We start from the raw sequence: 12,342 nt of genomic DNA, 5'->3' as shown, positions 1-12,342 counted from the left end.
GCAGGTCTGTGGCAGCTCGTCGCGAATGCGCAGTCGCTTTCCCCGTGTGAGGTCGGTCATCGATCAGCTTTCGAGCAGCGTGCGGATTGGTTCAAGCCCAGAAGTTGTACACGGTGCGGGCGTTGAGCTCCACGATCTTGCGTGCTTCGTCGTCCGGCACATCGACCAAGTGTTCGGCGAGCAGCTTGCGGGTGTGCGGCCAATTGGAATCCGAATGCGGGTAGTCGCTTTCGAACATGATGTTGTCAACACCAATACGATGGCGCTGCTCGATTCCGGACCGGTCGGAGATGAAGCACCCGTAGATGTGTTCGCGGAACAGCTCCGAGGGTAACTTGTCGGCGTTGATGTTGCACCAGTACTTGTGCCGGCCGAATGAGTAGTCGATGCGCTCCAACAGATAGGGCATCCATCCGATACCGCCCTCGGACAGCGCGACCTTGAGGTTGGGGAACTTATAGAACACCTCCGACATCAGCAGGTCCACGGTGGCCATCATCGAGTTCAACCCGAACAACGCGATGCCGATGAAAAGGTCGCCGTCGGGGGCGAGCCCCTGCGGCATCCCACCGGAGCCAAAGTGCATGGACAGCGGCAGTCCGGCTTCCTCGCAGACGCGCAACAGCGGATCCCAGTGGTCGGTGTGAAACGACGGCAGCCCGATCTTGTGCGGTGCCTCGATGAAGGAGATGGACTTCGCGCCCTTGGCTGCAGTGCGCTCGACTTCAGCGACCGAGGCCTCGATATCCCAGAACGGAACCATCATCAGCGGGATCTGACGTTCGGGGGCGTAGCCGCACCATTCGTCGAGGATGAAGTCGTTGTAGGCGCTGATGCACAGCTTGGCGAAGTCCTTGTCTTTGGCCTTGTGGAACGTGCTGCCGGCGAATCCGCCGAAGTTGGGGAAGCACAGCTGCGCCCACACGCCCTCGATGTCCATGTCCTTGATGCGGTCGGCGATGTCATGACAACCGGGCAACATGTCGTCGTAGCTGCGCGGATCCATCCCGAAGTCGCGGGGATGCTTGCCCGCGACGGCGTTGAGAGCGAAGTTGCCGCACTGGCTGCCCTCGTAGAGCCAGGTGTCGTTGCCGTCGGGCAGCTTGACGATGCGCGGAGCCACATCGGAGTACTTGGCGGGGACGCGGTCCAGCCAAACCCGGGGGTGCTCGATGACGTGGTCGTCGACCGAGATGATCTTGGCGTCGTCGGGCAGCATACGAACTCCTCAAGGAATGGACTGGTAAGCGTGACCTCACGTCAGCTGGAACATGACTTCCCTCAGAGTAGAACGATAAGTTCATCTTCTGCAATGATAATGTGCAGTAACAAGCCGAAAACGAACGCTGAGGTCAATCCGCGAGGATGCGTAATGCCTGCTTCGGGCAGGCGATCACCGCTTCGGCGACGGCCGATTCCATCTCGGCGGGCGGTTCCGGAAGCAAGATGTCGACGACCTCGTCATCGACGAGATCGAACACTTCCGGGGCGGCTGCCACGCACAACGCGTTGGCTTCACAAAGGTCAGGGTCAACTGTCACCATCATGCATCGAGTAGACCATCACATTCTTTTGGTGACAACCTGGGTCTCTCTTTTCGCAGGGTTTCATCTGCCTGTGTGGCACACTACCGTCTGTTGAACGATCAGTTGGGCGGCTGGCAGCCAGTGACCACCGACGAGAGGACCCGGATAATTGTGGACAACATTCTGGTGATCACCGGGGGCGCGGGCGGGATGGGGCTGGCCTGCGCCCGCGCACTGGCCGACCGCGGGCGTCTGCTGCTCGTCGACGTGCGCGAGGATCTACTCGATCGGGCGGGCAAGGCGCTGAGCGGCCATGGGGCCGATGTCGAGACGCTGCGCTGCGACGTGGCCTGCGCTGCTGACGTCGTCGCGGTCGCTGACCGGGTGCGCGAGCTTGGGCGTCTGCGCTGCCTCGTGCACACCGCGGGTGTCTCACCGGAAATGACCGATTCGCAAACGGTGCTCGACGTAGATTTGGCCGGATCGGTGCGCATCACCGATGCCTTGTTCCCGTTGGTCAACCCGGGCAGCTCCGCGATCCTGATCGGATCGATCGCCGGCTACAGCGAAGTCCCTGCCGCCGTGGAACCGTTGCTCGACGATCCGCTGGCCGATCGGTTCCTCGCCGCCATCGAACAGGCCCTGGGCAAGGCTCTCGACAGTGCCACGGCCTACGTCCTGGCCAAACGTGGCGTGATTCGACTAGCGGAACGCCTAGCCACGCCGTGGGGCAAAAGGGGCGGCCGCACCGTCTCGATCTCACCCGGTCTGATCGACACGCCGATGGGCCGGCTGGAACTGGATCGTCAGGAGATCATCCCGGTGATGATCGAGGTGACCCCGGTCAAGCGCCCGGACCGGCCGCTGCCGGGGCGCCCCGAGGACATCGCCGCCGCGGTGGCCTTCCTGGAGTCCGATGCCGCGGCGTTCATCTCCGGCTGCGACATTCGCGTCGACGGTGGACTCGTGGGCGCGGGCAAGCATCTGATGGGTGTCGGTTGATGGCAGAGACTCGTTCCGCTTGGATCGACCCGCAGATCGCCGAAAGCCTGCGCGGCTTCCCCGATTTCGATTTCTCATTCGACGAACTTCCGGCCATGCGCAGTGGATCGATGTTCGAGCCGCAGTCCGCACCCGGCGTCGAGCGCATCGAACTGACCACCGAAACAGGTGGTGTAGCGCTGTCCATGCTGCGACCCGCCGAATCCGTCGACAAGCCGCCCGTCCTGGTCTGGATGCACGGCGGCGGGATGGTGATCGGCAACCGGCACATGGACGACGCCCGCCTGATCGAGTGGTGCCGCTCATTGGGTTGTGTCTGCGTCAGCGTCGAATACCGCCTGGCGCCCGAAGCTCCCTACCCAGCGCCGCTGGACGACTGCGAGGCCGGTTTGCGCTTCGTCCTCGAGCACGCCCATGATCTGCGCATCGACGCGCGGCGGGTCGGGATCGGCGGACGTAGCGCCGGTGGGGCTCTGGCCGCGGGCCTGGCCCTGCGGTGCCGCGATCGGGCGAACGTCGCGTTGGTGTTCCAATACCTGGAATATCCGATGCTCGACGACCGCGGCCTCACCCCATCCGGCCGGCTCGCGGGACTGCCGATATGGAGCCGCGAATCCAACACGTTCGGCTGGCGCAGTTATCTCGGCGATCGCTACGGCACCGACGACGTGCCGGCGGATGCGGCACCGGCGCGAGCGACCGAATTCAGTGGACTGCCATCGACGTTCATCGGTGTCGGCACGGCCGACTGTCTGCGCGACGAGTCGATCGATTTCGCTGCGCGGCTGTGCCGGGCGGCGGTGCCCACCGAACTGCACGTCTATGCCGGCGCCGTGCACGGCTTCGACATGTTCGCCGACACCGCGGTCGCCCGCACCGCGGCGCGCGACAGCGCGGATTGGCTGGCCCGCCAGTTCGGCCGGTCCACGGTCGCCTAGGCGGTAGCCGATTCCAGCGCCGCCGCGAGCCGCTCGTGGTGCAGGAAGCCATCACCGAACAGGACCTGGTTCGCCCTGGCCCGGCGGTGATAGAGATGCAGGTCGTGTTCCCAGGTGAAGCCGATGCCGCCGTGCACCTGAAGGGCTTCGCTGGTCAGGGCGGCGATCGCCGACGAGGTGTAAGCCTTTGCGACGCTGGCGGCTTCCTCGGCATCGTCCGCATGGGCCGCCACGGCCATCGCGGCGTAGTAGGTTGCGGCCTTCGAGGCCTGCAACCACATTCGCATCGTTGCGCACTTGTGTTTGACGGCCTGGAAGCTGCCGATGGCACGCCCGAACTGGACCCGCAGCTTTGCGTACTGGACGGTCATCTCCAGCACGGCCTCGCCGACGCCGATGTTATCGGCGCTGACGAGTACTGCCCCACAACGGTTTTGGTGCGCGACAGCGGCTTCCGCATCGTCGCCTGCGTGCAGCAGCGCCGATGGCGGCACCGCTGCATCGTCGAACTCGACCTCGTCGAGGCGCCGGGTGATGTCGAGGGTTCGCTGCCGCCGCACACCGATTCCCGCGGCCCGTCGGTCGACGAGGAACTGCGCCAGGCGACCTCCCAGTTGGGCGGTGACCACAATCCAGCCCGCGCCGTCGGCGTCTTGCACGGCGACCTTGATGCCGCTCAGACGGAAGCCTCCGGCGTGTTCGGTAGCCACCGCGCACACTCCGTCGGCGTCCCACGGCTGACGCGACTCCGCAAAGGCCCACGCTGCGACGCCCCTACCACTGGCCAGAAGCGGCAAGATCTCCGAGCACAGGTCGTCGCGGCCTGACTGTGAGATCGCCACTGCCGCAAGGGCGTTACCGATGAGCGGGCCCGGCTGTACCGTCCTCCCGTGTTCCTCGGCGATCAGGGCGACGTCCACCAAATCGCGCCCCAAACCGTCGTACTCCTCGGCGACGAGCAATCCGGCCCACCCGAGTTCCGCGCCCCGTTGCCACACGCGCTCGTCGTAGCCATGTTCATCGGAGTCGGCGAGTTCACGCACGCGACTGATCGGCGATTCACGTGCCAGCAACTTGCGGCTGCTCTCGATGAGCATCCGTTGTTCGTCACTCACGGTGAAATCCACGATTTACCTCCGAAGACGTCAAGAACCGCGCGGTTCCTTGGGCAATCCGAGCGAGCGCTCGGCGATGATGTTGCGCAAGACTTCATTGGCGCCACCGGCGATCGTCAGAGCCCGCGAATACAGGAACGCATCCTGCCACCAACCGCCGGCGATCGCCTCGGGGTCCTCTTCGGTGAGCAGCGCATCGGTGCCTTGGAGTCCGAGTCCGAACTCGGTGAGCGCGAGATTGCTCTCGCTGTAGAGCACCTTGGCCAAAGGAGCGTCGCCGGGATCGGCCTCGCCGCTCAATGCGCGCGACAGGTTGTATTGGCCCAGCCGAACGTTGACGCGCGCGGCCGCATACAGCCGGCCGATATCTTGGCGGACCGCATCGTTGTCCAGCGCAGGGTGGGATCCGCGCCGCAGTGACCGTGCCATGGTCACCGCGTCGCGCACCGCACGCAGCATGACGATGCCCGCGGTGCCCACACTGGAGCGCTCCTCGACGAGGCTGGTGGTGGCGACCTTCCAGCCTTCGTCGACTTCGCCGAGCACGTTGTCTTTCGGTATCCGGACGCCATCGAAGAAGACTTCGTTGAAGTCACTGGTGCCGGTGATCTCGCGGAGCGGCCGCACGTCGACGCCCGGACTGGTCATGTCCAGAATGAACGCGGTGATGCCGGCGTGCTTGGGTACATCGGGGTTGGTTCGGGCCAACAGGTAGCCGAGTTGGGCGTGTTGGCCGTTGGTGGTCCACACCTTTTGGCCGTCGACGACGAAGTCATCGCCGTCGCGACGCGCGCGGGTGGACAGGCTGGCCAGATCGCTGCCCGCGCTGGGCTCGCTGAACAGCTGGCACCAGATGTCCTCGCCGGTGCGGATCCGGGGCAGGTAACGCTTCTGCTGGTCGTGGCGCCCGCAGTGGATGAGGGCCGCGGCGGCCAACAGCCCCGCACCGATTGGCGTGGGAACCCGCGCACGCGCCATCTCCTCACCGACGACGGTCGCGCGGAGCGCGTCTTTGGTACCGACGCCGCCCCATTCGGCGGGCCAGTCGCCGCCCACGTAGCCGGCTTCGAACAGCCTGGCGGTCCATGACCGGAGGGCGGGAATGTCCTCGGCTTCGGGTGCGCGGGTCCCGGCTCTGCCCTTCGTGCGCACCGCCGGGCGGTGTTTCTCGAGGAAACTTCTGACCTCGGCGCGGAACTGATCGATCTCGGGATCCTGTTCCAGCTTCATACGACCGTCCTCCGCATCAGCTCGCCCGTCGCAGCAGCAGCGCTCCGCCGGGGGTACCGCCACCGGTGGTGACGACCGCAACCCGGGCGTCGGTGACCTGGCGTCCGGCCGCCTCGCCGCGCAGCTGCGCGATGGCCTCGGCCAAGAACCCGAATCCATGGGTGCGTCCCGCCGACAGCTGACCGCCGTGGGTATTCAGCGGTAACTTCCCGTCCAGCGCGATCGTGGTTCCACCGTCGAGGAAATCCGCGGCCTCTCCCAGCCCACAGAACCCGAGTGCCTCCAGCCACGACACGGCGTTGAAGGTGAATCCGTCGTATAGCTCGGCGACGTCGACATCGTCCGGCCGCAGGCTGGTCCTGGTCCACAGGTGCGCGGCGGGCCCAAACACCTGCGGTTCGTGGGTGAGGGTGTCCTGGTCCCAAGAGATCCTGTCGAGCACCTGGGTGCCCACCGCCTCGACCAGCACCGCAGGTTTCGGCCGGTCGACCGCCGTGTCGATCGACGACACGATCACCGCGATCGCCCCGTCGCACGGCACGTCGCAGTCGTAGAGGCCGAACGGCGAGCTGATCATCCGCGCCGACAGATAACCGTCCAGGGTGAGGGGGTCACGGTAGATCGCGGCCGGATTGCGCGACGCGTTCGCGCGCGCCGTCAGGGCGATGGGCGCCAGCGTCGAAGCTCTGTCGCCGCCGTAGCGCCAGAAGTAGTGCGAGGCGTTGACCCCGATCCAGTTGGCGGCCGACATGGCACCGAATGGCGCGCGCCACTCGAACATGCCCGACGCCCGACCCGCCCCGCCTCCCCCGGGCTGGGACTTCGTCCGCCTGTCCAGGGCGGTATGCGTCGACTCCCAGACGGTCCGAAAGCACAACACGTGCCGGCACAGCCCGGCCGCCACTGCGAGCATGGCGGACACGACGCTGCCGGTGGGGCCGGGAACCTCGGCCCCACCGCTGATCCAGGTGGGACGAATGCGCAACGCCTCCTCGACGGCGGTGACCCCGCCTTCCGACATGCCCCCGGCAAGTCCGCCCGGATAGGTGGCCAGGCCGTCGACGTCGGCCAGGTCGAGGCCCGCGTCCGCGACGGCTCGCATGCACGCCGTAACGGTCAGTGATAACGGATCGACCATGAGGCGACGCCCAATAGTCGAGCTGCCGACCCCGGTGAGCGCCACCTTGTCTTCGAATTTTCGGGGGGACGACATGGGCCGAACATCGGATGTCAGATCACGGGGACCGGGGACGGGTCCGGCCTCCGCGGCCTCGGAATCCGGTTCGAACAGCGGAATCCAGATATCGTCGTGCTGCTCGAAGAGCACCTTGACCTGCAGGCCGATAGCGACGTGTTCGGGTTCGCAGCCGACGATGTTCGTGGTGAGCCGGGCCGAGGGGTCTTCGGCGATGGCGACGACCGCGACGACGTAGGGCGGCGGGAACCGAGGCAGCCACCGCTGGTGGTTCACGGTGAAACCGGCGACCGTAGCGCGTCCCGACACCGGTGTCATCGCAACCTCGACGCTGCGGCAATGCGGACAGATGGGGCGCGGTGGGTGGTGATACCGGCTGCACGCCCGGCAACGGGCGATCCTGAGCCGTCCGTCGGCTCCGCTCGTCCAGAACGATTCGGTGCTGATGCTCGGTTGAGGCAGTGGCCGCACAACGGGCTCGGCGGGGCCGGGCTCTGTCATCACACCTCCGGTCGCAACCGACGAATAACCAACACGAACCGTAACAGAATACGAACATATGATCATCGCCTTGGTAGAGCATCACTCTACCGATGTGTAGTGTGATGACCTCGTAACAAGACAACCAGCCATGACAACGGAAGGGGTTGGTGTGGAGGTCAAGGACCGCGGCGCGGTGATCGGCGGGGGGTGCCTCTGGCATGGGACGGGCGGCCGCCGAACGGCTCGCGCCCTCCCTGTTCGCATGGGCCGACCCGATGAATACGCCGCCCCGGCGCTCGCCGTCATCGACAACCAAACGCTCGATCGCGCCGCGATCCGACTCGGCGCCGGCCGACGGTTCGCACCGAAGTAACGGAGGCGGCGGTCGTGGACCTTGGTTTCGAAAATGCCACCGCCGTGATCGCGGGGGGCACCCGCGGCATCGGACTGGCGACAGCGCTGTGCCTGGCCGAACAGGGCGCGCGGGTCGGTGTAATCGGCAGGAACGACGCACGTCTGACGCAGACAGCCGCGAAATTGGCCGACGCCGGCAGTCCGGATGTGCTGACGTTGAACGCGGACCTGGGCTCTGCGTCGGACGTCGACGCAATCTTCGAGATGGTTGGCGTTCACTGGGGCGCGCTCAACGTGCTGGTCAATGCCGCCGGCCCGACGGGTGCCGGTCGCTTTGAGGACCTCGACGACGCGCAGTGGACGGCGGCGTTCGACCAGGGCGTGTTGTCCGCGGTTCGATGTGTACGTGCGGCTTTGCCGCTGCTGCGAGCCGCGCAGTGGGCCCGGGTGGTCAACGTGACGGCGATGTCGGTGCAGCACCAGTCGGCGGGGTTGGTGAGCTACACCGCGGCCAAGAGCGCGCTACTCAGCGTGACGAAGAACCTCGCCCGCAGTCTCGCAAGCGATGCCATCTTGGTCAACGCCGTCGCCCCGGGTCCGATTCTCACCGATTGGGCGCGACCGGTGCTCGCCTCCGCCGGAATCGCGACCGATGACCCCGTGGGCGCCTTTGGACTGCTGGGCCGCGGTCACGGCATGTCGGTGGACCTGGGTCGGCTCGGGCTGGCTCACGAGGTTGCCGCTGTCATCGCCTTCTGCGCCTCGCCCGACAACACGTACATGACGGGCGCCCACCTGAACGTCGACGGCGGCAGCGACTTCCTCTGAGCGCCCTGCCCTGCCAGTGCGCGGCCCTGGCCGCGAGCGTCCGTCAGCGCCGTGGGCGGCTACGCGGAAAACCCAGGCGGTTCTCCACGATGAGGCTGCGCAGCACCTCGCTGGACCCGCCGTAGATCGTCGACGCCACGGCGCTGCGATAGTGCGCGTCCAGGGTGCCGTCCACCGCGCATTGCGGATCCGTCCAGTCGATCATGCCCGCGAGGCCTGCGATGTCGATCGCCGCGGCCGATGCGCGCACGTAACTCTCCGGCCCGAACAACGCCGACACCGGCCCCGGCTTGTCCCCTTCCGCGTCGAGGAAGGCCACCCGCAAATCCAGCAGGTCGGCGACCTCGGCCTCCATCGCCATCCGGGCCAGGCGCTCGCGGACCAGAACGTCGTTGATCAGCTCAGTCCCATCGGGTCCGCAGTAAGTGCGGGCGAACTCCAGTGCGTCGTCGGCGACCCACCTGGTACGCGACCCTGGCGCGACGTTCTGTTCAGCTTCAAGCGCCGCACGCATGACTGCGAAGCCCTCGTGCGCCTCACCGACTCGGTTTGCGTCTGCCACCCGCACATCGTTGTAGAACACAATGTTGGTGCGCTCGTGGCCCATGGTATGCACCGGCTGGATCTCTATACCGGGCGAGTCGAGCGGCACCAGCAGCATCGTCAGGCCCCGCGGCCCCACCGATCCGGGCTGCGAGCGAGTAAGCAGGAAGCAATAGTCGGCAAGATGGGCGAAGGTCGTGAAGATCTTCTGCCCGTTCACAATCCACTCGTCGCCCACGAGCTGAGAACGCGTCGCGCAGGCGAACACATCCGAGCCACCCGCGGGTTCGGTGTACCCCAGGCAGATCAAGACCTCACCGGCCGCAACACCAGGCAGAACTCTGGCTTTGAGTTCCTCGGAACCGGTGGCGCGGATGGCGTTCGCCGGCAGCATGGTCGTTCCCGGGCCGGCGGTCGGAACTCCGCCCTTGCGCAATGCGTTCCACAGCGCGGCCGCCTCGAACGGATCCAGTCCGGCGCCACCCTCGGCGACCGGCCATCCCGAGGCGATCCAGCCGCGCTGCCCCAGCTTTCGGGTCAGCGCGCGATCAACACCGTCGCCGGTCCGGCGCTCGTACTCGATCACTTCGCGGGTGACATGTTCGGCGGTGAATTCCTCTGCCTCGCGACGGATTCGAGCCCAGTTCTCAGGTTCGCTGAAGTCCATCAGTCACCGACCTCCGGTCGTCACGGGGCCGAACCTTCGGTCGGCGATAGTGAGCAGCTCGCGTCGCGGGTCGGCGAACGCCGCCGCCCATGCTTTGGCTCTGCGGTAATACAGCTGGATGTCGTACTCCTCCATGAACCCGTATCCGCCGTGGACATGCAGGCTGTGCGTCGCCGCGTGGTAAGCCGTTTCGGCGGCGAACACAAACGCCGTCGCCGCCAAGGCGCCGGCGTCCTCCTGCGCGGAATCCATTGCCCAACAAGCCTTACGGACCAACAACTCGGCGCCATCCAGGCCGGTGACCGCGTCGGCGAATGGATGCGCGACCGCTTGGTACATTCCGATAGGCTGGCCGAACGCCTCGCGCACGATCGCGTACCGGGAACCGATTGCTACCGCCTCCGCGGCCAACCCGACCAGCGCCGCCGCGCGCAGCACGCGTACTTCGTCGACCGCGGCGTCAAAGATCGCGCGCGCCTCGTCGCCCTCGGCAAGGACCGTGGTGGCGCCCAAGGTCTCCCACCGGGCCAGCGAAAGTCCGCCGAGGTTACGGTGTGCGGTCTTGGGCAGGCCGTCCGGGCGGTGCACGTACACCAGGGAGCCTTCGTCGAGAGCCAGCACAGCGTCCGCGATTGCGCCGTCGACTAACCACTGCCGGGTGGCCGGGCCAGGCTGGGTGGCCAGCGACACGATGACCGATCCGCGAAGGACCGGCCCAAGCAATTCCTTTTCGCGCAGGCGACCCAACACTCGGGCCGCGGCCGCGGGCTCGGCCACCGGGATCGGGGCGAGGCGTCGACCGGCTTCCTCGGCCGCCAGTGCCAGTTCGAGGAGGCCGCCGTCCCCGCCCCCGCAGTCCGAGGGCACTCCGATACCCAGCGCTCCGATGTCGGCGTAGTGCTGCCAGAGCAGCCCGTCGAAGCCGATGGACGGACTCCCCTCCGCGCTGCGCACCCGCTGCGGCGTGGCCTGTTTCGCGAACAACGCCGCGAACGCATCGCGCACAGCGTGCTGCTCCCGCGTCAGCGATAGATCCACTCGTTCCTCCTTGCAATCGTGACTCGCGATAAGGGCGAGCCCTCGATTTCTGCGGCACCACGCCGGCACCACGCAGAAGGCACGTTACCCGCAGTCAGACTGATGCACGACGAAAAAGTAAACGCATATCCTCTTTTTATGCACTCGATGCTAGAGTCAGTCGCACATTTGATTGTCACATTGGTCAAGTAGTGGCCCGCTCTGCTTCGCAGAGAGGCCGAGCAGGAGGAGGAGTTCAATGACGTCGCGATTGGGATTTCCGGTCTTCGATGGTGATAACCACATGTACGAGACTCGCGATGCCCTCACCAAGTTCCTGCCGCCCGAGTACCGCGGCGCAATCCGTTACGTGGAGGTGGACGGACGCACCAAGATCGCCACCCTGGGACAGATCAGCGACTACATTCCCAACCCGACCTTCGACAAGGTCGCGGCCCCGGGAGCCCAGGAGGACTACTTCCACAACGGCAACCCAGAAGGCAAACCGCACCGCGAGATTCTGGGGAAAGCGATCGAGTCGATTCCCGCGTTCCGTGAACCGGCGCCCCGCCTGGCGCTGCTCGACGAACAGGGCATCGACAAGTCGATGATGTACCCGACGCTCGCGAGCCTGGTGGAAGAGCGTTTCCGCGAGCACCCCGAGGCGACCCACACGATCATTCACGCTCTCAACCAGTGGTTGCACGAGACGTGGCAGTTCGATTACAAGGGCCGCATCTTCACCACGCCGATCATCACCTTGCCCATCGTGGAGAAGGCGATCGAGGAGCTGAACTGGGTGGTCGAGCGCGGCGCCCGAGCCATCCTCATCCGGCCGGCGCCGGTACCCGGGCTGCACGGCCCACGGTCGTTCGCCCTCCCCGAATTCGACCCGTTCTGGAAGCGGGTCGTCGAGACCGGCGTGCTGGTCATCATGCATGCATCCGACAGCGGGTATTCCCGGTACGCCAACGACTGGGAGGGGTCCGGCGAGTTCCGGCCGTTCCAGCCGTCGCCGTTCCGGTCCTATTACAGCCTCGCGCGCAACCCGGCCGAGGACGCTGTCGCGGCGCTGGCGTGCCATGGACTCCTGACCCGCTTTCCCGAGCTTCGGATCGGCATGGTGGAGAACGGAACTACCTGGCTGCCCCGGCTGCTGGAGAACCTCAGGGACACCCGCAAGAAGATGCCGCAGCTCTACGGCGAGGATCCGGTGGAGGCCATCCGTCGGTGCATCTACTTCAATCCCTTCTGGGAGGAGAACGTGGCCGAACTCGCGAAGCTGGTGCCGATCGATCACCTGTTCTTCGGCTCGGACTACCCCCATCCCGAGGGCTTGGCCGATCCGCTCAGCTATCCCGAACGACACCCGGAGCTGAGCGACGCCGAGATCGCCATGGTCATGGGCGGCACACTGTCGAACATGATGCGGGTCGACGCCTGA

General features: G+C 66.0%; 12 protein-coding genes. 5 read left to right on the top strand and 7 right to left on the bottom strand.

Features of this window, described 5'->3' with window-relative positions:
* Positions 1-91: 91 nt before the first annotated feature.
* Both G6N48_RS25850 and G6N48_RS25845 read right to left on the bottom strand, forming a co-directional pair.
* Complete coding sequence (locus G6N48_RS25850) at positions 92-1,219, bottom strand: amidohydrolase family protein (RefSeq protein WP_085270020.1); 1,128 nt, start codon at positions 1,217-1,219, stop codon at positions 92-94.
* A 133-nt stretch (positions 1,220-1,352) separates the two neighbouring features.
* Positions 1,353-1,547, bottom strand: a complete 195-nt coding sequence (locus tag G6N48_RS25845) for a ferredoxin (protein WP_085270021.1) — start codon at positions 1,545-1,547, stop codon at positions 1,353-1,355.
* A 90-nt stretch (positions 1,548-1,637) separates the two neighbouring features.
* On the opposite strand from G6N48_RS25845, the gene G6N48_RS25840 reads away from it, so the two are divergent.
* Positions 1,638-2,528 carry an SDR family oxidoreductase gene (locus G6N48_RS25840; RefSeq protein ID WP_232066711.1) on the top strand — a complete coding sequence of 297 codons (891 nt, stop codon included), beginning with the start codon at positions 1,638-1,640 and terminating at the stop codon, positions 2,526-2,528.
* Positions 2,528-3,466, top strand: coding sequence for an alpha/beta hydrolase (locus tag G6N48_RS25835; RefSeq protein WP_085270023.1), 939 nt, complete (start codon positions 2,528-2,530; stop codon positions 3,464-3,466). Before G6N48_RS25840 ends, G6N48_RS25835 begins: the two co-directional genes overlap by 1 nt.
* Here the strand turns inward: G6N48_RS25835 and G6N48_RS25830 are convergent.
* From G6N48_RS25830 to G6N48_RS25820, 3 genes are read right to left on the bottom strand one after another with little or no spacing between them, the layout of a single operon-like run.
* Positions 3,463-4,581 (bottom strand): acyl-CoA dehydrogenase family protein, encoded by a 1,119-nt coding sequence (locus G6N48_RS25830; protein WP_232066710.1) that lies wholly within the window; start codon positions 4,579-4,581, stop codon positions 3,463-3,465. The two genes, G6N48_RS25835 and G6N48_RS25830, sit on opposite strands and share 4 nt — an antisense overlap.
* Before the next feature lie 30 nt (positions 4,582-4,611).
* Positions 4,612-5,811, bottom strand: a complete 1,200-nt coding sequence (locus G6N48_RS25825) for an acyl-CoA dehydrogenase family protein (protein ID WP_085270025.1) — start codon at positions 5,809-5,811, stop codon at positions 4,612-4,614.
* 16 nt (positions 5,812-5,827) lie between these two features.
* On the bottom strand, positions 5,828-7,507 hold the full coding sequence (locus G6N48_RS25820; protein WP_179969912.1) for a thiolase C-terminal domain-containing protein: 1,680 nt from the start codon (positions 7,505-7,507) through the stop codon (positions 5,828-5,830).
* Between the two features lie 151 nt (positions 7,508-7,658).
* Here G6N48_RS25820 and G6N48_RS25815 point away from each other — a divergent pair, with 151 nt between their 5' ends.
* Positions 7,659-7,862, top strand: coding sequence for a hypothetical protein (locus tag G6N48_RS25815; RefSeq protein ID WP_139825842.1), 204 nt, complete (start codon positions 7,659-7,661; stop codon positions 7,860-7,862).
* Between the two features lie 14 nt (positions 7,863-7,876).
* Positions 7,877-8,671 carry an SDR family NAD(P)-dependent oxidoreductase gene (locus G6N48_RS25810; protein ID WP_085270026.1) on the top strand — a complete coding sequence of 265 codons (795 nt, stop codon included), beginning with the start codon at positions 7,877-7,879 and terminating at the stop codon, positions 8,669-8,671.
* 43 nt (positions 8,672-8,714) lie between these two features.
* Here G6N48_RS25810 and G6N48_RS25805 read toward each other — a convergent pair whose 3' ends face one another.
* Both G6N48_RS25805 and G6N48_RS25800 read right to left on the bottom strand, forming a co-directional pair.
* A complete protein-coding gene (locus G6N48_RS25805; RefSeq protein WP_085270027.1) occupies positions 8,715-9,881 on the bottom strand; it encodes an acyl-CoA dehydrogenase family protein in 1,167 nt (388 codons plus the stop codon).
* Positions 9,882-9,884: 3 nt separating this feature from the next.
* Positions 9,885-10,919, bottom strand: coding sequence for an acyl-CoA dehydrogenase (locus G6N48_RS25800; protein WP_085270028.1), 1,035 nt, complete (start codon positions 10,917-10,919; stop codon positions 9,885-9,887).
* A gap of 283 nt (positions 10,920-11,202) precedes the next feature.
* Between G6N48_RS25800 and G6N48_RS25795 the strand changes: the two genes are divergently transcribed.
* On the top strand, positions 11,203-12,342 hold the full coding sequence (locus G6N48_RS25795; protein WP_372511333.1) for an amidohydrolase family protein: 1,140 nt from the start codon (positions 11,203-11,205) through the stop codon (positions 12,340-12,342).

The sequence above is a fragment of the Mycobacterium parmense genome (assembly GCF_010730575.1).
GTDB classification, from domain to species: domain Bacteria; phylum Actinomycetota; class Actinomycetes; order Mycobacteriales; family Mycobacteriaceae; genus Mycobacterium; species Mycobacterium parmense.
This window is presented reverse-complemented; position numbering and strand designations above follow the sequence as displayed.